The organism is Bacillus sp. D7-8, from assembly GCF_052055895.1.
Classification (GTDB): Bacteria; Bacillota; Bacilli; order Bacillales; family Bacillaceae; genus Bacillus; species Bacillus velezensis.
The window spans coordinates 348866-373490 of sequence record NZ_CP179922.1 but is presented as its reverse complement, the minus strand read 5'-3'; the positions used below and the strand labels follow the sequence as shown (position 1 = coordinate 373490).

Below are 24625 nucleotides of genomic sequence, written 5' to 3'. Positions count from 1 at the left end.
ATCATACTCCTGATATATCCATATGAAAAATATTCGTTAAATCTATGTATCATACCTTAAAGGTATAAAAGAAAGGAGCGCGTTCTCATGGATATCCGGCAATTGCGTTATTTCATCACCATTGCCCAAGAGCAGAAAATCACGACGGCCGCCAAAAAGCTTCATATGGCACAGCCGCCTTTAAGCAGACAGCTGAAACAGCTCGAAGAAGAATTGGGCGTCATTCTGTTTGACCGCAATAAAAAGAAACAAATGACCCTTACATATGAAGGAAATGTCTTTTTGAAAAGAGCGAAAGAGATTCTTCATAAGTTTGAGGACGCTATAATCGAGGTACAAGAGCTGAAGGAGGAGGTGGCCGGGACACTTGCCGTCGGGTCAACCATTTACTGCGCCGCGCTCATGCTTGAGAAAGTGTCACAGATGAAAGAGCGGTTTCCGCATCTCACCTTTAACATTTGGGAAGATGAGCCCGTCTCACTGCTCGAGCTTCTGGAAACCCGGCAGATTGACGCCGCCGTCACCACCACCTTGATTAAAAACGACGGCATTGAATCGAAGGAGCTTGAAGACATTCCGTGTGTATTGGTGCTGTCCGAGCATTCAAAACGACTGTGCGGTGAAACGATTAAACTGAATGACATCGCCTCTTTGCCTTTGATCCTTTTGCGCACCGTCAATGGAAGAGGTGTGTATGACCAAGTCCTCCAAGTTTGTGAACAGTACGGTCTCGACCTTCAGGTTGTCTGTGAATGCCATGACTCCGCGACGCTCTTGAGCCTCGTATCATCAGGGTTCGGCGCCACAATTCTGCCTTTGACGATGATTCCCGTCCATATGCGTTCGCATGTCAAAACGGTTATCATCGAAGACAACCCGTTTGTCATGACACCGGCCGTCATCTGGAGAAAAGACAGCTATCTGCCGAAGCCGGTCAGACAGTTTTTGGAATTATTTTGATCCGGAACACGAAGAATTCCCGCTTATGAAAACCAATTACTTGACTCATACTAAAAAAAAGTTATCCTTTACAATTGGGAGCTATTTTTTCTCAATAAAACTACTCAGAAAAGTGGGGAATAAAGAAGATGAAAAAAGCATTATTCGCTTTGTTCATGATGGTCAGCATCGCAATGCTTGCAGCCTGCGGAAACTCACAGGACAGCGGATCTAAGTCAAAAGACGGCGATCTTTGGGCTTCTGTCAAGAAAAAAGGCGTACTGACCGTCGGTACAGAAGGAACGTACGAACCGTTTACCTTCCATGATAAAAAGACTGACAAACTGACCGGATATGATGTTGAAGTGATTCAAGAAGTCGCGAAACGCCTCGGTCTGAAAGCTGACTTCAAAGAAACGCAATGGGACAGCATGTTTGCCGGATTAAACGCGAAACGGTTTGACGTCGTTGCCAACCAAGTCGGCAAAACAGGCCGTGAGAACCAATATGATTTTTCGGATAAATACACAACGTCAAATGCAGTCGTCGTGACGAAAAAAGACAGCACGATTGCGAAAGAGGCTGATGTCAAAGGAAAAACAGCGGCTCAGTCATTAACAAGCAATTACAATAAATTAGCGAAAGAAGCCGGCGCGAAAATTGAAGGCGTTGAAGGCATGGCTCAATCCCTTCAGCTCATTCAGCAGGGCCGCGCTGATCTGACTTACAACGATAAGCTTGCCGTACTGAACTACTTAAAAACGTCCGGCAATAAAAACGTGAAAATCGCGTTTGAAGCAGGCCAGCCGCAGCAGACGTATTTCGCATTCCGAAAAGGAAGCGGCGAACTTGTGACTCACGTCAACAAAGCGTTAAAAGAAATGAAAGAGGACGGGACTCTTTCTAAAATAGCGAAAAAATGGTTCGGCGAAGATGTTTCTAAGTAACATGCCGGAACCCGTGATTGCAACAGCCATTCCTTGGGATCTGGTGCAGCAGTCATTCTGGCCGATTCTTTCCGGGGGAATCTATTACTCGATTCCCCTTACCATTCTTTCCTTTATTTTCGGAATGATCATCGCGCTGATTACGGCGCTCGCCAGAATGTCAAATATGAAACCATTGAGATGGGTGTTCAGCGTATACGTATCAGCGGTGCGCGGCACTCCTCTTCTCGTTCAATTGTTCATCATTTTTTATCTGTTCCCGACATTTAATATTACGCTGGACCCTTTCCCAAGCGCAGTCATCGCGTTTTCATTAAACGTGGGCGCCTACGCTTCTGAAATCATCCGGGCATCTATTTCATCCGTGCCGAAAGGGCAATGGGAAGCCGGTTATACGATCGGCATGACCTATCGCAAGACATTGTTCCGCGTGATCCTGCCGCAGGCGTTTCGCGTGTCCATTCCGCCATTATCAAATACATTTATCAGCCTGATCAAGGATACATCTCTCGCGTCACAGATTCTCGTCGCGGAGCTGTTCAGAAAAGCGCAGGAAATCGGCGCGCAAAACCTTGATCAAATCTTGGTCATCTATATTGAAGCCGCCTTTATTTATTGGATCATCTGCTTCTTGCTGTCAATCGTACAGCACGTGATCGAACGGCGTCTCGACCGTTATGTGGCCAAATAAGGAGGTTTCGATATGCTTTCCGTCAAAGGATTAAATAAATCATTCGGACAGAATGAAATTTTAAAAAAGATAGATATGGAGATAGAAAAAGGGAAAGTCATCGCCGTTCTGGGGCCGTCCGGTTCAGGAAAAACGACGCTTCTGCGCTGTCTGAACGCGCTTGAGATCCCCAATCGCGGCGAGCTGGCATTCTCCGATTTTTCAATAGATTTCTCCAAAAAAGTGAAGCAGGCTGATATTCTTCGCCTCCGCCGCAAATCAGGCATGGTCTTTCAGGCGTATCATCTGTTTCCTCACCGCACGGCGCTTGAAAACGTCATGGAAGGACCCGTTCAAGTGCAAAAGCGCGACAAGGAGCAAGTCAGAAAAGAAGCGATGGAACTTCTGGAAAAAGTCGGACTCAAAGACAAAATGGATTTATATCCGTTCCAGCTTTCCGGCGGTCAGCAGCAGCGGGTCGGCATCGCCCGCGCGCTTGCGATTCAGCCCGAGCTGATGCTGTTTGACGAACCGACGTCAGCGCTTGATCCGGAGCTCGTCGGCGAGGTGCTCAAAGTGATTAAGGATTTGGAGAACGAAGGCTGGACGATGGTCGTCGTCACCCATGAAATCAAATTCGCGCAGGAAGTGGCCGATGAAGTCATCTTCATTGACGGCGGCGTCATTGTGGAACAAGGACCGCCGGAGCAAATTTTCTCCGCGCCGAAAGAAGAACGCACGCAGCGGTTTTTAAATCGTATACTGAATCCTTTGTAGGAGCGGGAGAAGAAGCGAAACACTGATTTCGCTTCTTCTTTTTTTTGGCGGTTATGCTACAATGACAATTAATGAAATTTTATGAAAGAAGGGACCTCTTTGAAGCGGGAATTCTTGATGCGCTGGACGTTTTATTTTGCCGGTCTGTTGATTTTGTCTTTCGGGGTATCGTTAACCATTAAAGGAAAAGCTCTCGGCATCAGCCCTTGGGATGCCTTTCATTATGGGCTTTTTCAGCATTTCGGGCTTTCTGTCGGCCAATGGTCCATCGTGGTCGGCGCGGTCATTGTGGCTTTAACCTGTCTGTTCACGAGGACACTCCCGAAAATCGGCGCTATCTTAAACATGGTGCTGATGGGAATGTTTATTGATTTCTTTTCGTTTCTGCTTCCTGAGACGCACGCTTTTTCCTTAGCGGCCGTGTGTTTTTCTATCGGATTGCTGCTGATCGGCTGCGGCGTCGGTATTTACGTATCAGCAGGGCTCGGCGCGGGCCCCCGGGACTCTCTGATGATGCTGATATCTGAAAAAACGGGCTGGAACGTGCAATGGGTGCGGAACGGCATTGAGCTGACGATTCTTGCCGCAGCCTGGATGATGGGCGGACCGATCGGCGCCGGAACCATTATTACGGCTGTTTTGACGGGGCTGATTCTGCGTTTTTCTTTGCCGCAGTCCTCTAAACTGTTAACATACGCGATCTCCGGGCGGGCAACGTCCGTTCATTAAAAACAAAGCCGAAACGGTTTTGTTTTTTTATTTTCGGACAGCTTTCGTCTGATATGATAGGATGGTTTTGACAATATTTTCAGACGGAGGATCTGGACATGAAAATTTACGGAGTATATATGGACCGCCCGCTTTCTGCAGGGGAAGAGGATCGGATGATGGCGGCCGTGTCCGCCGAAAAGCGGGAAAAATGCCGGCGCTTTTACCATAAGGAGGATGCTCACCGCACCTTGATCGGCGACATGCTGATCCGCACCGCTGCGGCGAAGGCTTATGGACTTGATCCGGCCGGGATTTCATTCGGCGTCCAGGAATACGGAAAGCCGTACATCCCCGCGCTTCCGGACATGCACTTTAACATTTCCCACTCCGGGCGCTGGATCGTGTGCGCCGTTGATTCAAAACCGATCGGCATTGATATTGAAAAAATGAAGCCCGGCACAATTGATATCGCCAAACGGTTTTTTTCGCCGACGGAATACAGTGATCTGCAAGCGAAACACCCCGATCAGCAGACCGATTATTTTTACCACCTGTGGTCGATGAAAGAAAGCTTTATCAAGCAGGCCGGAAAAGGGCTTTCCCTGCCGCTTGATTCATTCAGCGTCCGCCTTAAAGACGACGGCCATGTGTCCATTGAGCTCCCGGACGGACATGAACCTTGTTTCATCCGCACATATGAGGCGGACGAGGAGTATAAGCTGGCCGTTTGTGCGGCGCATCCCGATTTTTGTGACGGGATTGAGATGAAAACGTATGAAGAGCTGTTATAAGCAATCCGTCAGCATTTTGATGCCTCGCGTGATATCCCCTGTCTTGACGTTGGACACGTTGAGTTTGATGATATTTTCTTTCGGAAAATCCGATAGGTAATGGCTGTCAATCGGCTCCACCAGCACGCCTTGCGCTTTCAGGCGCTGCACAACTCTTGAAGCGGAAAGGCTTTTCTCCAGCACGAGATGGGTATGGATCGACGTTTGCTTTACAGAAAAACCGTCGTACTCCTGCAGCGCGTTTTGGAGCAGCTCGGAACGTGTTCTGTAAGAGGCCCGGATTTTTTCTTTATGCCTTTTGAACATGCCGCTTTTGATATACACTTCAAGGGCCGCTTGGGATATCATCGAACAGTCGATATCGCTCAGCTTTTTATACGTATGGAAAACCGGGGCCAGCGAATCCGGGAGCACAGCCGCTCCAACACGCAGCCCCGGAAAAATCATTTTCGAAAAGCTTTTCAAATAAATCACGCGGGAAGACAGATCGTAGGCGTACAGCGGGTCTGCCTTCTGATTGTCCTCTAAATCTCCTAGGAAATCATCCTCAACCAAATAAACGTCATACGCCTCCGCTAATCGGACAAGCTCTCGTTTTTGCCATTCTGTCAGAGAGCTGCCGAGCGGATTATGAAATCGGGGCATCGTGTAAAAAAACTTAATTCCCTCCGTCTGAAACAGCCGCTCGACTTCCGCCATATCAAGCCCCTCAGCCGTCCGTTTAATGCCGCAGGCGGGAAGGCGCAGCGCTTCAAGCTGCTCCACCATCAGATGATAGCCCGGCTGTTCGATTAAAATCTTCTTTTTTCCGTTCGGAAACGGCATCAGAGACAGCAGGGATAACGCCTGCTGCACACCCGAGGTGATAAAAATGTTCCGCTCTTTTGCAAATACCTGATAATCGGATAACAGCGTCTGAAGCACCCGGATTAAAGACGGAAGCCCCTGCGGCGTGCCGTAAATGAACAAATCATTTTTATACATATCAATGGCTTTGTTGATGCAATGCTGAAAGTCGCGGTACGGAAAAATATCAGGGTCCGGCGCCGAGGCTGCAAAATCAATGATACCTGTTTGTTCTCGCTCCTGCTTTTTGTCATTTTTAATAAGATAGTAGCCGCTTTTCGGCACGGCATAAATAATGTGCCGTTTTTCAAGCTCCTGAAGCGCACGGATGACGGTGCTTTTACTGACGTGAAAACGCTCGGCCAGCTGCCTGATAGAAGGCAGCCGCGCCCCTTCCTGAAAAGTGCCGCCTTCAATGAGACTCTCCACTTCTATCATCACGTTCATATACTTTTCCATGCTGAACCTCCATCTGTACCGGTACAGTTTATCATTATTCTCATTGTACTGCTTCTTCCCTTCCCATACAATAAAAGGGAGCGGCCGGCGCTCGATCTCATTAAAGGAGTTCGTAAAGATGATTAATCAAAACCGTTTGGCTGCTGCTTACCTCGCTGCCATTTTAAATGCGCTGATTATCGGTTTTTCCTTTATATTTGTCAAGATTGCGCTTCGATCCGCCAATCCGTTTGATATATTGGCTCATCGGTTCACAGCGGCCTTCATCTGTGCAATGCTTCCTGTTTTATTCGGCTGGATCAAACTGTCCGTCAGCTGGAAGAATGTGCTGGCGATCTTGCCTTTGGCCCTTTTATATCCGGCTTTGTTTTTCAGTTTTCAGGCGTTCGGCCTTTTGTATTCTTCATCATCGGAAGCCGGTATCATTCAAGCCGCCATCCCGATTTTTACGATGCTGTTTTCGTCTTACTTTTTAAAGGAACGTCCGACATGGGCGCAAAAGGGATTCACATGCCTGTCAGTGGCCGGGGTGGTATTTATTTTCACAATGAAAGGGGTGTCCGCGGAATCGGCGAGTTTTAAAGGTGCTTTCCTGATCCTGTTGTCCGCGCTGTCCTCCGCCCTTTACAATACGGCAGCGAGACGCATGACCCTGCGTTTTTCATTGGGTGAGCTGACCTGGTGCATGTCTGCGATCGGCTTTGCTTCCTTCAACTGCATCGCTCTCTTCCGGCACGGAGCGGAAGGAACGATCGGGCAGTATTTTCTGCCCTTCCGCGATCCCGGTTTTATCGCAGCGATTCTGTATTTAGGCATTTTGTCTTCTCTCATTACATCATTGATGTCAAACTACGCGCTGTCCAAGATTGAAGCGTTTAAGATGAGCGCCTTTAACAATTTGTCCGTCATCGTGACGATGCTTGCGGGTGTCCTCGTTCTCCATGAGTCACTCCGCTGGTATCATATCGCCGGCGCCGTCTGTATCGTCATCGGAGTCTTGGGAAGCAATGCTTCAGGACGGCGGAAAAAAAGCATATTACGACATAGGGAAAAAATGAAAGGAAACAAAGACGGAATATGATCAACACACGAAATGAAAATATCTATCTCGCGGGCTGCTTAACATTTGCCGATGTAAGAAAACACTTTGCTTATCATCAAGGAAAATCCGCGGCTGTCTGTTTTTTGATTATGCTGCTGGCTTCTGCCATCTGTTTTGAATGAACGGCCCGGTTACAGGCGGCACATGGGGCGTCAGAGCTCTCCTGAATTTCCTTGCAGCTGTGATTCTCTCTTTGGCAGTCACGGTGATCGCAACGGCAATCTCATTCTTCCGTCTTTACAGAACATACAAAACGAATCAGCGGCTGAAATCTGCCAGAAGTATTACGATTCATCAGCTCGGAATCAGCCAAAAACAAAAAAACGCAAGCATTCTTTTTGAATGGGATGAACTGCTCTCGGCTAGGGAGCACAAAGATATGTTTCGATTACAAACATCGGGTTACGGAACACTTCTGCTGCCGAAACGACTTTTCTATTCGCAAAAAGATATCGCCGTTTTCAGGCAAATGCTCCGGGAAAATGTGAATGAGAAAGTTAATGTAACAGAATAAAAGACAAAAAGGAGGGTGCCCCCCTCCTTTTTTGTCAGCCTGATATTTCCGCCTGTTTCTGCAGCTGCTTTGCTTCTTGATAAATTTCTTCGAACAGATCCGCGATGTGTTCTTCTTCAACACATGAAAATGCGATTCGCAAATCGGTTTCATTAATGGATATCGTCCCGATTCCTCTCTTTTCAAGCAACGATACTCTCAATTCGCCGGCGTTTATGTCTTTCAGCCGGACACACATGAAATAACCCGAGTTAAACGGATAAGGCGTCCATACGTCTTCATAGTGCTTGTTTTCTGCAAGAACGGCTTTCACTTTGTCAGCCCGTTTTTTCATGATGTTATACTTCAGCGATTTTTCTTTCTCGTATTCCGGTGACTGCATCGCCCGCAGCATAAACGTTTGGGACGGGTGCGGGGCGCTTGAAATCGTTCCCCTGATAATCCCTTTTGTTTTTTCCTCAAGCACGCGCAGCGCTTTTTCGCTTTTTGTGCTGTACGTAATAAAACCGACGCGGAAACCCCACGCGTAATTTTCCTTCGTCGCGCCGTCTATTTTTACGCAAAGCACCCGGTCGTGCACTTGGGCGAGTTTGCTGAAGATGGATTCCTGAATGGCCGTTTCATCGTAAAACAGATTGTAATACGCATCGTCTACGAGCACGACAATCTCTTTGCCGGCCTCCGCCGCCTCCAGGATCACGCTGACGATTTCTGCCGCTTCCTCTTCTCCCGGCGTGTAGCCTGTCGGATTATTCGGGAAATTCAGCACGACAATCGCCTTTTCTTCCTGCTTTTTCAGCAGCTCGGACAGCCCCGCCGCATTAAAACGCCCATCCTGCTGAAAAAGCGGGTACGTCTCAATGGATGCCTTGCGCCGGACACCGAAAATGAAATTGTAATTTCCCCAATATTTATCAGGCAGAAGCAGCGTATCCCCTTCATTGACGAACAAGTCGGCGGCGATGCTCAGCCCGTGTGTTAAAGCGTTTGTCACGATCGGCGTGCTGATGTCTTTGCCGGCTAATGAAGGATTTTCGAGACGCATTTTTTTCAGCCATTCCTGTCTGAGCGGCTCTTTTCCCTGCGGCGGAGCATAATCGTAGATATCATCGGGGTTATAGGCGGACAGTGTCTCTTGAATATGGGAAAAGTGCATGGACTCGCCCTGTGAGGTGGCGATTCCGATCGTGGCATTATACTTTCCGGCCTTGGCTTTCGCTTCCGCCGATTGTGTCAGCACCCCTTTCGGATAAAACAACTCTCTGCCCAAATCAGAAAGCATATGAAGCACGTGCGGGTTTTCTTCAGATAATGTTCTGTTCAGCTCTTTTGCTGCATCATTCATGTACGACAATCCCTTCAAAATTTTATTCCATCAAATCATAACATAAAATTTTTGATAAATGAGAAAACTCGCGGGCAGATTTTGTTACAAAAAACAGACAGCGAATGCTGTCTGTCATATCCTATAACAATTGGCCTGCAGTGCTCCTGTTAATAATCTCATAGATTCGTTCCGCCACTTTTTCAGTTTCACTTAATATGAACATGTGGCCGTCCGAAAACTCATGAAATACGGGATTGTCGGCCCATTTTTTCCATCCGTCCGCATCTTTGATACATTTTTTATCTTTCCGCCCGTTAAATATATGGACGGGTGATTGAATGATGTGAGAATCAGACGGACGGAAGCTTTCAAGCGCGCGGTAGTCGGATCTGAAAGAAGGCAGGAAAAATGACATGACCTCCTTATTCTCCACTAACTCCTGCGGCATTCCGCCAAGCTCGATAATATGGGCGAGAAATTTTTCATCATCAAGATGAGACACTTTTTTCCTTTCCACATGCGGCGGCTGAATGGCTGAGATGATCACGGCCTGCGGGTAAATGCCCTCCCGCTCCAGCTTTTGCGCCAGCCTGAAAGCGACCATGCCTCCCATACTGTGGCCGAACAGCACAAACGGGCGGTCGGGATGGAGATTCAACTCCTGCTTGTATAAACTGACAAGCTGTTCAAAATCCTCAACGGCGGACATTTGATTTGTTCCGTGTCCCGGCGGTTCCGCGGCAAGCATCTCACACTCACCTTGAAGATAGGTGTGGAGCGGGCGGAATGATGCGGAATAGCCTCCTGCGAACGGAAAACAGATGAGCTGCGTTTTTTCTGTGGTATCGAACGATTTAAAGAGCTGGACCATTGGCGGGCTTCCTCCTTTTCTATCGTGAAGTTGTCAGCTTCAGATGTTCCTTCTTTAGGAATTCGAGCAAATATGCCGCATTCCTTTCGAGACATTCTCCCTGAAGCATTTCTGCGTGCGTGCCGCAGCCTTTTTTCACACGGTATTCACCTGTCGTGGCTTCTTCCCACGAAGCGAGCCACGGCGGCATCGCAAAGTCCGGTTCTGACGTTAAAAGATCTATATCCGCATTGACCGTGCCGGTGCTGACGGTATGCACGAAATAAGAATAAAACGCGTTTGTTTTTTTGGCGAGACCTTCTTTGACAGCTTCGTCATTCAGCGCTTCATTGTCCCGGTTTACCTTCATCAGCGCCTGGACATCACTTTCTACGGTGCGGCCTTCCAAGTCGCTGACGCCTTGTTTTTTATAGGAATCAACCATGATCAGCCGCTCCACTTTACGGCCCCCTGCTTCAAGGCGTTTGGCCGTTTCAAAGGCGAGCGTGCAGCCTGCCGAGTATCCGAACAGCTTGACCGGTCCTTCCGGCTGGAGCTGATTGATCAGCTCTGTGTAGCGTTCGATGCGGTTGTCTTCCTCGATAAAATCAAACGCACAGATTTTATAGCCGGACAGCTGTTTTGCCAGCGGCTGGTACATCAGCCCGTAACCGAGAACCGGCGGGAACCCAAACAGTGTGTCAGACTGATTTTTATTCATGATGGTGAGATCTTTCATTCCTTTTTCTTCACCGTGAAGCAGATAACCGGCAATGTCTGCAATTGTCGTCGCTTCGAATAACAGCTGCACCGGAATATCCGTACCGAGCTCTTTTTTAATGCGCGACGCTGCCGTCATCGCTTTTAAGGAATGGCCTCCGAGCGCGAAGAAATCATCATGAATCCCGATCTGCTGTCTGCCGAGGATGTCGGACCAGATGTGTGCAATCGTTTCTTCCGTCGCGTTTCGAGGCCCGATCCATTCTTTCGCCGCCTGAGCCTGATCCGGTTTCGGCAGCTGCCGTTTATTGACCTTCCCGTTTGTCGTTAACGGAAGCTCCTCTAAGAAAGTAAAGGTTTGCGGCACCATGTAAGCAGGAAGCTGTTTTTTCAGGTGCCTCTTTACGTCTTCAGCTGAAAGCGGCGTCCGGTTCACGAGGTAGGCGTTGATTGATGCATCTCCAGACTCATGGCGGTCTGCAACAACGACCGCATCTTTCACACCCGGGTATTCCTGCAGCTGCTTTTCGATTTCTTCAAGCTCAATCCGGTGTCCGCGTATTTTGACCTGGTCGTCAATACGCCCGGCGTATTCAATTGTTCCATCCGGCAGCCAGCGTGCTAAATCCCCTGTGCGGTAAAGCGTTTCTCCCGGCTTGAACGGATTTGGGATAAACGTTTGCTTCGTCAGGTCATGACGGTTCAGATACCCTTTTGATACACCCATTCCGCTGATGCACAGTTCACCGACAGCTCCAAACGGCTGAAGCTGATTTTGCCCGTTAAGAATATAAACACTGGCATTGCTGATCGGCTTTCCGATCGGCAATGAGGAAAGGGAATCCGGTATATCATGCACGACGTGAGCTGTCGCAAACACCGTTCCCTCAGTCGGTCCGTAGCAATTAATCAGCTTGCCGGGCCCCATGATCTCAAGCGCCTTTCTGACGTGAGGCACTGACGCGCGCTCACCCCCGAATAACACACAGCGAAGCCCCTTCAGCCACTCCTCTCCCGCATCGGTGAGAAGATTAAAAAGTGCGGTTGTCGCAAACATGACATTGACATTCTCCTGCCGGATCAGATCAGTGAGCCGTTCTGTATCAAGCAGTGTATGTTCATCTGCGATAATGAGCCGTGCCGCATTCAGTATTGATGCGTAGAAATCAAAGGTAAATGCGTCAAAGGCGTAATTGGAAACAGATAAGAACGTATCTTTTTCAGAAAATGCCATGTAGTCTACATGCTTGACCAATCCTTGAATATTGGCATGAGTGGTGATATTGCCCTTCGGCTTTCCGGTTGTGCCGGACGTATACATAATATACGCCGGATCATCGGGATCAATTGCGGCTGCAGGATCGCTTGCCTGTTCCTCAAACCGTGCTTGATCATCGATGATGAGTGTTGTTCCTGTATACGGCAGCTGAGCCGCTTTTTCTTTCATCTCCTGATGTGTCAGCAGACAGGCTGCCGCACTGTCAGCCAGCATGTACGAGATTCGGTCCTCCGGCAGCTTCGGATCAACCGGCAGATAAGCCGCTCCCGCTTTTAATACGCCGAGAATGCCGATCACCAGCTCAAGCGAGCGCTTCGTGTACAACGCGACAACAGTGTCCTTACCCGCACCTTGCTTTTGCAAACGGCGCGCAAGACGGTTCGCTTCCTCATCTAATTCACAATAGGAAAGAGTCTGGCCGGAATACGTAAGCGCCGGTGCATCTGGATTTACATTCACCGCTTCCTTGAACCAATCTGTCAGAGGCTTCGCCTGATGAGTCTGAGCCGGCGGGTTTAAGCCGGTAAGCAGAAGCTCTCTTTCCTTTTCATCAACAAGTCTGATCGTATTGACAGGCTGATCCGGCTTCTGGATGAGCTGCTGAATCGCTGTGAGAAGCTGAGATTTTAAGCGCAGGATAAACGCCTCATCAAACACATTCCCGTTATAGGCAAGCTTAATCAGCATCTCATCACCTGGAGAAGCCATCAGGTTGAGATCATAATTCGATTTCTCAAAAACATGGACGTCCTCCATATCAAAGCCGTTTTCACTGTTCTCTTCATTTTTTGCATCCTGAAGCGGATAATTTTCAAACACAATGATGTGGTCAATCAGCTTTGGCTGATCGGCCTGGCTTTGGATATCATAGAGCGGCACATATTGATGCGGCTCAGACTGCAGCGATTGTTCCTGCAGCTGCTTGAGCAAGCCGTTAAATGTGGTATCCTCAGACAGCTTGACCCGCCTCGGGACAGCATTGATAAACAGCCCGACCATATGTTCAACGCCTTTGATTTCTGCGGGACGCCCGGAAACGACTGTGCCGAAGATCAAATCGCCGGACTGCTGATAGCGGCTGATTAATACACTCCAAACCGCCTGCAGCGCCGTACTCAAAGTGGTATGCTGCGATTTTGCAAGCTCGGTAAATGCTTTTGTTTCCGCCTCCGGCAGTGAGAAGAGCAGCTCTTTCGGCTCATAGCCGTCCTTTTGTTTCTTTCTTTGCTCCGCAAATGTCGTTTGTCCTTCAAAACCTTCTAAGTACCCGCGCCAGTAATGCAGTGATGCTTGTTTATCCTGCTTTTCAAGCCACTTGATATAGTCTTTATACGGTTTGACCGGCGGCAGGCTGTACGGCTTTTGTTCACGCAGGGCATTGTATACCTTAAACAGATCCTGCACGACGATGCCGAAGCACCAGCCGTCCAAAATGATGTGGTGGTAGCTCCACACCCATTCAAAGCTTTCTTCCGATTTTTTAAAAATGGCTGCCCGCATCGGAATATCCCGCGTCAAATCAAAGCCCTTGATCTTATCCTGTTCTTTGTATTCATTGATTTTGGCTGTTTGCTCGCTGTCCGTTACATGTGTCAGATCGATTTCTTCTATCTGAAACTGCCGTTTTTTCAATACGACTTGGACCGGCCTTTTTACTTTTTCGTGAATGAACACGGTACGAAATACATCGTACCGGTCCATGATCACATTCATGCTTTCTTCAAGGCTTTTGATATTCAAGCTGCCTTTTACTTTCATTGTCATTTGTTCGATGTAAAAACTTTGGCCGGGATTCAGGAGAGTATGAAACAGCATTCCCTCCTGCATCGGCGACAAATAATACATGTCCTGAACCTGATCTTTGCTGAATTGGCTCATCTGCTCCGCTCCCCCCTTCTGTTATCTGTTTTTGTCACGTTAAATTCTCCTCAAGCATGTCAAAGATGTCTCCCATTTCATCCATCTCAAGATCCTGCGCGCTGAAATCGCTCGGCGTAAATTCTTTCTCCTCTTTGGCCGTGCAATGGCGGATGATCATTAAGAGATTGTCTTTAAACCGCTGCATCTGTGTTTCGACGGTGCTTCTTTCATATTCTTCCTGATTGTATGAGCAGGAAATGACGAAGCGGCCGCCTGTAACCATCCCGCTGAAGCTCAGTGCGTATAACGCCTCTGACTCTTCGCTGACTTGACGTCCCATATCATATGGAGACGGCTCAAACCATTCCGTTTTCACTTCATTGTCAAACTGCCCCAAGTAGTTAAAACTGATTTCAGGCGTGACGCCTTTTTCTGTTTCATCGGATGACAGATACCGGAGAATCCCGTAACCGACGCCTTTATCAGGAACGCGCCGCACCGTCTCTTTTACCGTTTTAATGACGGAAGAGACGCCGTCTTCCTTGCTGATCTGCAGAATCAAAGGATATTGGGCCGTAAACCAGCCGACCGTCCGTGAAATATTGACATTCGGTATGATTTCTTCCCGGCCGTGTCCTTCTAAGTTGATGCCGACTTTGCCGTTTTCCGTCCATTCACCGATCGTTAAGCCGAGCGCGCTGAGCAGAATGTCGTTGATTTCCGTTCCGTACGGATGATGAACATCTGTGAGCAGCTGTGCCGTTTCTTCCTCAGTCAATTCACATTTCACGGCCGCCGTATGTTTGACGAGCCGTTTGTTCGGATCATGGTCTTTCGGCAGCGGCTGGAGTTCTTCCGCATCTGCCTGCGCCCAATAAGCCGCCTGCTTTTTCAGATCTTCTGATTGCGCAAACGTGTTCAGCGCCTCCGCCCAATCTTTAAAGGAGTGGGTTTTTTGCGGGAGGACGATGCTGTTTTGCTGCTGCGCCTGTTTATAACCTGAAGCGAAATCCTCAAGCAGAATTCTCCATGAAACCCCGTCCACGACGAGATGGTGAATCGCGATTAACAGATGATCGCCTTGTTCTGTCCGGTATTGCTCCGCTTTTAACAGCGGGCCGTTCTCCAGATCCAGACTTCCCTGAAGATGATCGGCAAGCCGCTGAATCTGGCTTTTCAGCATATCCTCGTCAGTTCCGTACAGATCAACGATTTCAAAGCTTGCCTTGCATTCTGTGACAGGGAGGTATGTCTGAATGATGCCTTCCCTTTCTTCACGGTAAACCATGCGGAGCGCATCATGGTGTTCAATCAATGCTTGCAGGGTTTTTTCCACCAGGTCCGGATCAAAGCCGTCTTTCGCGTGAAGCATGACGGATTGGTTCCAGTGGTGTTTGTCCGTGAAGTTTCGTTCAAAGAACCAGCGTTGGATCGGCGTTAAGGCCGCTTCGCCTTCGACAGGGCCCTGGTCGGCCTGTTTGCCTTCCGTCCGCTCCACATAAGAGACGAGCTCTTCGATGGTCGGGTGCTGGAAGAGATCTTTCATCTCCAGCTTGTAGCCGTGCTGGTTCAGACGGCTCGCCATTTGGATGCCTTTGATCGAGTCCCCGCCGAGCGTGAAGAAATTATCGCTTACGCCGATCTGATCAAGACCGAGCACTTCTTGCCAAATGTCGGAAAGCAGTGTCTCCATCTCCGTTTCCGGCGCTTTGTATGCCGCGCTTCCCGCTTCAATATCCGGTTCCGGCAGGGCTTTTTTGTCAATTTTTCCGTTCGCGGTGACCGGAAGCTCGTCCATCTCCACCCAGAACGCCGGCACCATGTAGTCAGGCAGCGTGTCTTTCAGCGCGGCTTTGAGCGCTTCAATATCGTCCTGCTGAGGCGCGACATAGGCGCAAAGCGCGGTATTGCCCGCTTTGTCTTCCACGGCCGTCACCGCTGCGTCATGAACGTCCGCAAGCTGGGCGAGGCGGACTTCGATTTCTGAAAGCTCGATCCGGTAGCCCCGCACTTTGACCTGCTGGTCAATACGGCCGATGTATTCGATGCCGCACTGCGCGTTCCATTTGACGAGGTCGCCGGTCCGGTACATGCGCTCGCCGGGCACGAACGGATCTGCGGTAAACCGCTTCGCCGTTTCTTCTTCACGGTTCAGGTATCCGCGCGCCAGACCGCGGCCGGCCACGCACAATTCACCGGCAATGCCTTCCGGCTGCACCTGATCGCCGTCGCCGAGAATATAAACTCTCGTATTGGCAATCGCCCGTCCGATCGAAAGCGATCCTTCCTCCGGATTGATGACGCCGCTTGTCGCGACGACGGTGTTTTCCGTCGGGCCGTAGTTGTTGATGATCGTGTACGGCTGTTTCACCGCCCGCTTCAGCTTGTCGCCGCCGACGAGAAGCATGCGGAGAGAGGTATTTTCCAGCTCCATAAATTGTTCGGCCAGCTGCGTCGGCAGGAAGGTGATGGTCACGCCGTTCTCCTCGAAATAGTGATTTAAGCGGGTGATATCCAGCCGGATCGCTTCGTCAATGACATGAAGCTCCGCGCCGATGGTCCATGTCGGGAACATCTCCCAGATGGAGGCGTCAAAACCGAAGCCCGCGTATTTGGCGCTTTTATCATCCGCCGTCATGGCGAATGCGTCGTGATGCCAGAAACACAGGTTCACCAGCGCATGGTGTTCGACCATGACACCCTTCGGCTGTCCGGTCGTTCCTGACGTGTAAATCATATAAGCGAGATGATCCGCCGTTGTTTCCGTCTGCGGGTTCGCTTCATCGTTTTCATCAAGCGGCAGGCTCAGAATGGAGCGGCGGCCGTCAAGCAGAATCGTTTCTCCGTTGTAGCTTTCCGGCACGTCGAGCGCTTCCTGTGTAAGAAGAAGCTTGGCGCCGCTGTCCTGCAGAATGTAGCTGATCCGCTCTTCCGGATAGTCGGGATCAATCGGCACAAATGCCGCGCCTGCTTTCAGGACGCCGAGTACGCCCGCGGCCATTTCCAAGGACGGTTTCGTCAAAATGCCGACACGTTCGTCAGCCGTGACGCCGCAGTCCATGAGAATGCGCGCGATCCGGTTCGCCCTTGCGTTCAGCTCGCCGTACGTCCATTTCGCGCCGTTGTATGCCGCGGCCGGCCGGTTCGCGTAGCGGGCGGCCGTTTCTTCAAAGAGACGGTGAACCGTTTTGTCCCGCGGCACAGAAATTGTTTTTCCTTTCCATGCGTCAAGGAGGGCTTGTTTTTCAGCATCGCTGATCAGTGAAATCTCAGGCAGCTTTCTGTCCGGACTTTCTGCCGCTTGCTTCAGAATCCGCAGGAACCCGGCGCTCCACTTTTCAATTGTTTCTTTTTTAAACAGATCAGTCGCATATTCAAACTGAAGGCCGAGACCTTCTTGATCCGTAAAGCCGCCGAGTGTCAGATCGAATTTCGCCGTGCCTTGGTTTGACTCATACGGAGTGATGCGCAGGTTCTCCAGTTCCAGTGTTTCTTTATCCGGATCTTCTGTCGTCACCATAACCTGAAACAACGGGTTGCGGCTCATATCTCTCGGCAGGTCAAGCTTTCCGATCAGATCTTCAAACGGATAATCCTGATGCGCCAGCGCGTCGAGATTGGTTTGTTTCACCCGTTCGAGCAGCCCGGCGAAGGTCTGCTCTTTTCGCGTTTCATTGCGAAGTGCAAGCGTATTGACAAACATCCCCGGCATTTCCTGAACTTCAGCGCTCGTTCTTCCGGCGGTCACCGAGCCGATAATGATATCGCGCTGCCCCGTGATTTTGCTCAAAAAGACATGGAACGCGGCGTGAAGCACCATATGAAGAGTCGCTCCCGATGATTCCATTAATTCACGCACCGCTTTTTCCGTTTCACGCACCGCTCTGAAACGGACGGATTGTCCTTTAAAACTTTGAACCGGCGGACGAGGGAAATCGGTCGGCAGATTCAATTCAGGAAGCTCGCCGGAAAATGCGGAGAGCCAATAACGCTCATGGTCTTCCATCCGTTCGGCCTGCTCGGGTTCATTCTGCCAGACGGCGAAGTCTTTATAGTGCAGGTTCGGCGACGGCAGGCTTCCGCCTTTGTAAAGATGAGCGAGCTCTTTGACCAGCATGCTTCTGGACACGCCGTCGGCAATAATATGATGCATATCCAGCAGCAGCAGGTGTTTCTTTTCATTCAGTCTGACAAGAGCGGCCCGAATGAGCGGAGCCGCACTCAGATCGAACGGCTTAATGAATGCCTGAATGATAAGATCCGCTTTCTCCTCGTCTGCTGCTTCAAAGATGTGCAGGTCGATGTCAGCCTGTTCTGCGATCTGCTGCATCGGGCGGCCGTTTTGATCGATAAAGGACGTCCGCAAAGACTCGTGGCGATTGATCATCTGATTGAGCGCTTCCTGAAGCCTTGAAATATTGACTTCTCCTTCCATCAGAAGAACGGACGGCATATTATAACTGATTGTCTCCCGGTCAAGCTGGTTCAGGACGTACATCCGTTTTTGGGCGGATGATAACGGGTACGCGTCTGCACTGTCGGCCGGTGAGATCATCCGATATCCCTCAGAAACCGCTGATTTTTCAATATATGCGGCAAGCAGGCGGACAGTCGGCTGTTCGAACAGCGCTTTTAACGGAACCGTTTTGTCCAGTTCAGCCTGAATATTGGCGAGGAGCATCATGCCTTTTAAAGAGTGCCCGCCATAATCGAAGAAATTATCGTCAATGCCGAGCGTATCCGTACCGAGTGTCTGTTTCCAAATGCGGCACAGCTTTTCCTCCAATTCCGTTTCCGGCAAGGCTGAAGCTGTTTGCGCCGTTTGGCTGACGCCCGGTTTCGGAAGGGCGTTTTTATCGGTTTTTCCGTTGGCTGTAAGCGGAATGCGGTCTACCTGCACGAAATAGGCCGGAAGCATATGAGACGGCAGTGTTTCGGAAAGCCGTTTGCGAAGCTCAGAGCCTTTCAGCTCGCTGTCAGCTTTATAATACGCGCACAGTTCCGGCAGCCCGCCTTCGCTGACTGCGAGAACGACCGCCTCCTGAATGCCGTTTACGCTTAACAGCACAGTTTCAACCTCTTTTAATTCAATGCGGTAGCCCCGGATTTTCACCTGATCATCCGCACGGCCGATAAATTCAATCGTCCCGTCAGGAAGCCTGCGGACGACATCCCCCGTTTTGTACATGAGGCTGTCCGGTGAAAAAGGATTTGAGAGAAATTTCTCCGCCGTCAGCTGCGGACGGTGAAGATATCCTCTTGCAAGCCCCTTCCCGGCAATATAAAGCTCGCCGCTTGCGCCCGGAGGAACGAGCTGCATTGCTCCGTCCAATACAAGCGCGCCGGTATTTGCGATCGGGCGGCCGATGACGGGACGCTGCTCATATTGATCAAGGCGCTCCATATTGATCCGTCCGGCAATGGCGCCGATCGTCGTTTCCGTCGGCCCGTAGTGATTGATGAAGTCGGTATGGGCGTATACGTCATGAAACTTGCGGACATCGGACGTGATGATCTTTTCTCCGCCGAGCACCACTAAACGAAGCGGGCTGAAACGGCGTTCTGCCGCAAAGCGGGCTGTATTGACGATCATATGGAACAATGACGGCGTCAGTTTCATATACGTAATGCCGTTTTTCTGTATATACTCACCAAGCTGATCAGGCGCGGTGTACGTCTCTTTCGGCACAATGTGCAGCTCTCCGCCCGCCTGAAGAATCGGGAATATGGCCGTATAGCCGAGATCAAATGCGTAAGAAGACAGCAGCACGGATTTGTCAGCTTCGGTCAAACCGGCTTCACGGCTGAACCATGTGACATAATTGATTAGATTGCGGTGCTCCAGCTGGACGCCTTTCGGTTTGCCCGTTGTTCCCGAGGTATAAATGATATATGCAAGCTGGTCGAAGCCGGGCTCCGTTTCAAGCCGGTCGGCGCTTTCGTTCTGCCATTCTCCGTCTTCCATTACGACCGTATTTCCTTTATAAACGGCGGCCGCGGTCATGTTTCTCTCATTGACGACCAGAAGCTTCGTTCCGCTGTCTTCAAGAGAGTAGCGGATTCTCTCTTCAGGAGTCTCCGGATCAATCGGGAGAAATGCCGCTCCGGCTTTCATGACGCCGAGAATCGCGGTAATCAAGTCGGCCGAACGATCCATCATAATGGCTACGATGTCCTCACTGCCCGTTCCGCAAGCCTGAAGGTGGCGGGCAAACCGGTTCGAGCGTTCATCAAGCTCACGATATGTCAGACTTATTCCGCCCGCAACCGCCGTGAGATCAGGCGTTTTTTGCGCTTGCCGTTCAAACAGCGAAACAAAAGTGCCCTCAGGCAGATCCGCTTCCGTACGTTTTTCATCAGAAAGGAGCGCTTCCCGTTCAGGAGCGGACAGCAGGCTTGCGTCGGCCAGCTGAATATCCGGATTTTCAGCGCAGGCTTTAATCAGATTGACAAAATGAGCGCTCCAGCGGCGGATGGTTTCGTCCGCAAATAAGGCTTTCGCGTAATCAAAGCTCAATCCGACCTCTTCTCCGCGCTCAGCCGCTTCTAAGGAAAGATCAAATTTAGCGACATGATGATGCATGGAGTATGAAGAAATCTCCAAATCTCCGAGCCGCAGGGCCGGGATCTCCATGTTCTGCATATTAAATAACACGCTGAACAGCGGACTCCGGCTTGTGTCCCTCGTTAACGGCAGTTTTTCAATTAATTCTTCAAGCGGATAGCTTTGATGCTCAAAAGCTTGAAGGCTCGCCGTTTTCACCTCATCCAGAAATTGTTTGAACGTTTTTTTGCCGGCAGGATGCGACCGAAGCGCAACTGTGTTGACAAACATGCCCGGCACGTCTTGGAGATCAGGATGCTGTCTTCCGGCCGCCGGAGACCCGACTATGATGTCTTCCTGACCCGAATATTTGGACAGCAGCACTTGAAAAGCGGCTAACAAGAACATGTACATCGTCGTATCCGTATCAGCCAGCAGCTTCTTAATCTGCGCCGTCACCTGTTTATCAAGCCCGAAGATGACGCGTTCCCCTTCAAAACTGCGCTCGGCAGGACGCGGGAAATCAAGCGGCAGATCCAACACCGGCAGATCGCCTTTGAACGTATCAAGCCAGTAGGCTTCGTGCTGATCGAGATTTGCTTTTTCACGCTGCCAGACTGAAAAATCCTTATAATGAATCTTTGGCAGCGCAAGCTCCGTGCCTTGATAAAGCTTCGCAAGATCACCGATGAAAATGCCCATTGAGCTTCCGTCCGTAATAATGTGGTGCATGTCAATCAGCAGAAGATGCCGGTCTTCTTCAAGCCGGATCAGCTTCGAACGGACAAGCGGCGCGCGGTTGAGCGCAAACGGCCTGATAAAGGCTTTTGTCAGCTCTTCTGCATCTTCTTCCCGGCCCTCGGCGGTTTCAAGCTCAAACGACACATTTTTATGAATGGTCTGCACGACTTCTCCCTCTGCCATGTCAAACGACGTACGCAGTGTCTCATGACGGTTGATTAATGCCTGCATGGCCTCCTCAAGACGCTTTTTGTCTACTGACCCTTCCAGCAAAAGTACAGCAGGGACGTTGTAGCTCGTGCTGGCCTGTCCGAGCTGATTAAGGATATACATCCTGCGCTGTGCTGAGGAAACAGGATAATGCTTCTGATAAGGCGCTTGTCGGATCGGTTCAAACTGCTGCTCCTCCTCGCTCTCATGCTGCAAATAATGCGCAAGCTCCTGAATGGTCGGCTTTTCAAATAACACTTTAATCGGCACTTCTTTTTGAAAGTGCTCCTGGATTTTAGCGGTCATCATCATGGCTTTTAAAGAATGTCCGCCAATCGTGAAGAAATTGTCAGTCACACCCGCTTTTACACCGAGAATGCCTTCCCAAATGTCAGCGAGTTTCTGCTCCGCTTCCGTTTTCGGCGCTACGTATTCTTTTTGAACGGCTTCAGCCTGAGGCTCAGGCAGCGCTTTTTTATCAATTTTTCCGTTCGCCGTCAGCGGAAATTGATTCATCTGGATGAAGTGCGCGGGAATCATATATTCCGGAAGTGATTCCGAAAGCGTTTTGCGCAGGTCTTCCGGCGAAAGGGCTTGGTCTGCCGTAAAGTAAGCGCAGATTTCATTTTCATCCGCTTTATTTTTCCGGATCACAGCCGCAGATTCCGTCACATTCTCCGCCTGGCTGATTTTCGCCTCGATTTCGCCGAGCTCGATTCTGAAACCGCGGACCTTTACTTGGTTGTCAATTCTGCCGAGAAACTCGATCGTGCCGTCCGGAAGCCACTTCGCCAAGTCCCCCGTCCGGTATATCATTTCATCCGGTCTGAACGGATCGCGGACAAACTGCTTCTCCGTTAATTCAGGCAGGTTCACATAGCCTCTTGCCACTCCGCTTCCGCCGACGCACAGCTCACCGGGCGCGCCGATCGGCTGGAGATTGCGGTTTTCATCCATAATGTACGCAGTGGAATTTCCAATCGGCTTCCCGATCGGGACCGAACCGTCATAATCCTGATCAATGAGAAAACTCGTCGAAAACGTCGTATTCTCCGTCGGCCCGTATCCGTTCCAAAGCGACAGCTCCGGTGATGCCTTTCTCACTTTGCTGACGATATGCGGCACAAGCGCATCACCGCCGATGATGAGGTGCCGGAGCGTGTTAAACATGCCGGCATCCTTTTGGGCAAGCTGATTAAACAGCGGAGACGTCAGCCACATGGTCGTGATCCGCTGCTCTTTCAGAAATTGGGCGAATTGTCCGGCGTCAAGCAGCGTCTCTTTTTTCACCGGGTGCAATGACGCTCCGTTCAGCAATGCGCCGAAGACTTCGAAGGTTCCGGCATCAAAGCTGACGGCTCCCGTTTGCGCCATCCGGTCTTCTTCATGAACCGGCACGTAATTCGAATGTTTGACGAGCCTGATGATATTTCTGTGTTCAATCATGACGCCTTTCGGTTTGCCGGTCGATCCGGATGTATACATGATATACGCCAAGTCGTTGCCGCCGGCCGGAAGATTCAAGTCTGTTCCGCTTACCGTTTCATCCGCGCTTTCATCCAGCATGACGACCGGGACTTGTAATGCGCCCGCTTGTTCTTGATAGTCCTGAACTGTCAGCACGAGCCGAATCGAGCTGTCTTCCGCCATAAAGCGGAGACGGTCCTCCGGAAAAGCCGGATCAATCGGCACATATGCGCCGCCTGCTTTTAGGACGGCAAGCATTCCGACAACGGTTTCCGCAGACCGGTCGTTCATAATAGCGGCGGTCCGGCCTTTTTCCAGCCCGCTCTTCACAAGGTGTCTCGCCAGGCGGTTGGCCGCTTCGTTCACTTCACGGTAGGTCCATTCGCGTCCCGCTTCTTTTATCGCGATGCTTGCAGGCGTCCGGTTTGCCTGTGCTTCAAACAAACGGTGAACGGCCTCCTCTTCCGGAAGCGCCGTTTTCGTATCATTGAATACCTCAACAATCTGCCGCTCTTCTTCGCCTGAAACAAGGCCGAGTTCCCGCACGGGCGCGTCAGGCGTTCCGACCGCGGCTTTCATCATGCGGGTCAGATGGTGCGCCGTTCGTTCGATGGCATCATGAGCGAAAGCCGCTCCGTTGTATTTGATTTTGACAGTCCACGTTTTTCCCGGATACACGATGAGATTGAAATCAAAGCTCGTCTGCTCAAAAGCATGTTCAACTTTAATGGAAAAGCCGAGTCTTTCCTCCATACCCCCGTTTTCCAGCTCTTTGTCCAGCGGATAGTTTTCAAACGCGACCAAGTGATTTAAGAGGCTGCCGTCCAGGGCGGAGCGCTTTTGAATGTCATAGAGCGGCACATAATCATAGCGCTCGGCTTCCACGGCGTTTTTCTGAACTGCCGCCATCACGTCCGAAAAGGCTGCATCTTTGTCAATCTTGATTCTGACGGGAATTGTATTGATGAACAGCCCCGCCATCGTTTCTATGCCGTTGATTTCTGAAGGACGGCCTGATACGACGGTGCCGAACACCACATCGTCTGTATAGTTGTATTTGCTGAGCACCGCACCCCAAACGGCCTGAAACAGGTTAGGTCCCGTGACTTGATGCCGGTTGGCGGTCTGCTGAATCTGCGCGACCAGCTCTTCATCCCAGACAAAAGAATATTCTTCATTTTGGTAGTCTTTCTTTTCTGATGCCAGACGGCCCGGGAGCAGGCTCGGCTGTTCGAAATCCGCCAGTCGGCTGCTCCAATATTGTTCCGCCTCCTCATAATCCCGGCCTCCGAGCCATTTGATATAGTCAGAGTAAGGTTTGCCCTGGCTTCCCCCGGCAGGCCGGCCGGCACGAAGCGCTTCATAGTTTTGGAACAGGCTTTTCATCAAAACGCCCATACTCCAGCCGTCCATGACGATATGATGATTGCTCCAGACGAGATACAGCTCCTTCTCACTGAGTCTGAACACCGCCGCTTTAAAGAGAATATCTTTCGCCAGATGAAAGCCCTGCTGCTGCACGCCGCGTTTATAGCGTTCAATATATTCGGTTTGGCGCGCTTCATCTAATTGACTGATATCTTCATAGTGCACCTTCGTCTTCCGCTCGGCTAATACGACTTGGCGCGGTTTTTGAAGCTGCTGGTGCACGAATACCGTACGCAAAATGTCATATGTCCGGATCAGCTCATTGACGCTTTTTTCAAAAAGCTCCAGCTGAAAGCTTCCGTGAATCCTAAGCTCTAATTGTGTGAAGTAGGAGGAAGAATGCGGATCAAGCAGCGCATGATACAGCATTCCCTCCTGCATCGGTGTGAGTGCATACACCTTTTGAATCGATTTTTTGCTCATATGTCACCTCTGTCTTTTCT

The 24625-nt window shown here is 50.3% G+C and carries 13 protein-coding genes; 8 read left to right on the top strand and 5 right to left on the bottom strand.

Features of this window, described 5'->3' with window-relative positions; genetic code table 11:
- The first annotated feature begins 87 nt into the window (after positions 1 to 87).
- The 6 genes from ACKTRM_RS01890 (at position 88) to ACKTRM_RS01865 (ending at position 4835) form a co-directional block, all read left to right on the top strand.
- A complete protein-coding gene (locus ACKTRM_RS01890; protein WP_003156371.1) occupies positions 88 to 960 on the top strand; it encodes a LysR family transcriptional regulator in 873 nt (290 codons plus the stop codon).
- A gap of 128 nt (positions 961 to 1088) precedes the next feature.
- A complete protein-coding gene (gene tcyA / locus ACKTRM_RS01885) occupies positions 1089 to 1886 on the top strand; it encodes a cystine ABC transporter substrate-binding lipoprotein TcyA (protein ID WP_003156373.1) in 798 nt (265 codons plus the stop codon).
- Entirely contained in the window at positions 1873 to 2577 is a 705-nt protein-coding gene (locus tag ACKTRM_RS01880) for an amino acid ABC transporter permease (RefSeq protein ID WP_003156375.1), read from the top strand. Before tcyA ends, ACKTRM_RS01880 begins: the two co-directional genes overlap by 14 nt.
- Before the next feature lie 12 nt (positions 2578 to 2589).
- Positions 2590 to 3333 (top strand): cystine ABC transporter ATP-binding protein TcyC, encoded by a 744-nt coding sequence (tcyC, locus tag ACKTRM_RS01875; RefSeq protein ID WP_440898459.1) that lies wholly within the window; start codon positions 2590 to 2592, stop codon positions 3331 to 3333.
- 117 nt (positions 3334 to 3450) lie between these two features.
- A complete protein-coding gene (locus tag ACKTRM_RS01870) occupies positions 3451 to 4062 on the top strand; it encodes a YczE/YyaS/YitT family protein (RefSeq protein ID WP_023356699.1) in 612 nt (203 codons plus the stop codon).
- 98 nt (positions 4063 to 4160) lie between these two features.
- Positions 4161 to 4835 carry a 4'-phosphopantetheinyl transferase family protein gene (locus tag ACKTRM_RS01865; protein WP_012116780.1) on the top strand — a complete coding sequence of 225 codons (675 nt, stop codon included), beginning with the start codon at positions 4161 to 4163 and terminating at the stop codon, positions 4833 to 4835.
- Here the strand turns inward: ACKTRM_RS01865 and ACKTRM_RS01860 are convergent.
- Complete coding sequence (locus tag ACKTRM_RS01860) at positions 4830 to 6140, bottom strand: aminotransferase-like domain-containing protein (protein WP_012116779.1); 1311 nt, start codon at positions 6138 to 6140, stop codon at positions 4830 to 4832. The genes ACKTRM_RS01865 and ACKTRM_RS01860 overlap by 6 nt on opposite strands.
- Positions 6141 to 6258: 118 nt before the next feature.
- Between ACKTRM_RS01860 and ACKTRM_RS01855 the strand changes: the two genes are divergently transcribed.
- Together ACKTRM_RS01855 and ACKTRM_RS01850 are read left to right on the top strand one after the other, a co-directional pair.
- Positions 6259 to 7221 (top strand): DMT family transporter, encoded by a 963-nt coding sequence (locus tag ACKTRM_RS01855; RefSeq protein WP_012116778.1) that lies wholly within the window; start codon positions 6259 to 6261, stop codon positions 7219 to 7221.
- A 139-nt stretch (positions 7222 to 7360) separates the two neighbouring features.
- Entirely contained in the window at positions 7361 to 7756 is a 396-nt protein-coding gene (locus ACKTRM_RS01850; protein WP_012116777.1) for a YcxB family protein, read from the top strand.
- Between the two features lie 34 nt (positions 7757 to 7790).
- Here the strand turns inward: ACKTRM_RS01850 and ACKTRM_RS01845 are convergent, their stop codons facing one another.
- The 4 genes from ACKTRM_RS01845 to srfAB all read right to left on the bottom strand — a co-directional run bounded on the left by ACKTRM_RS01845 (position 7791) and on the right by srfAB (position 24605).
- The gene (locus tag ACKTRM_RS01845) at positions 7791 to 9101 is read right to left on the bottom strand and encodes an aminotransferase class I/II-fold pyridoxal phosphate-dependent enzyme (protein ID WP_012116776.1); all 1311 of its coding nucleotides are present in this window, start codon (positions 9099 to 9101) and stop codon (positions 7791 to 7793) included.
- A gap of 121 nt (positions 9102 to 9222) precedes the next feature.
- Entirely contained in the window at positions 9223 to 9954 is a 732-nt protein-coding gene (gene srfAD, locus ACKTRM_RS01840; RefSeq protein WP_012116775.1) for a surfactin biosynthesis thioesterase SrfAD, read from the bottom strand.
- Between the two features lie 19 nt (positions 9955 to 9973).
- Positions 9974 to 13810 carry a surfactin non-ribosomal peptide synthetase SrfAC gene (srfAC, locus tag ACKTRM_RS01835; protein ID WP_012116774.1) on the bottom strand — a complete coding sequence of 1279 codons (3837 nt, stop codon included), beginning with the start codon at positions 13808 to 13810 and terminating at the stop codon, positions 9974 to 9976.
- 34 nt (positions 13811 to 13844) lie between these two features.
- Positions 13845 to 24605, bottom strand: coding sequence for a surfactin non-ribosomal peptide synthetase SrfAB (gene srfAB / locus ACKTRM_RS01830; RefSeq protein ID WP_012116772.1), 10761 nt, complete (start codon positions 24603 to 24605; stop codon positions 13845 to 13847).
- Between the last annotated feature and the right edge of the window lie 20 nt (positions 24606 to 24625).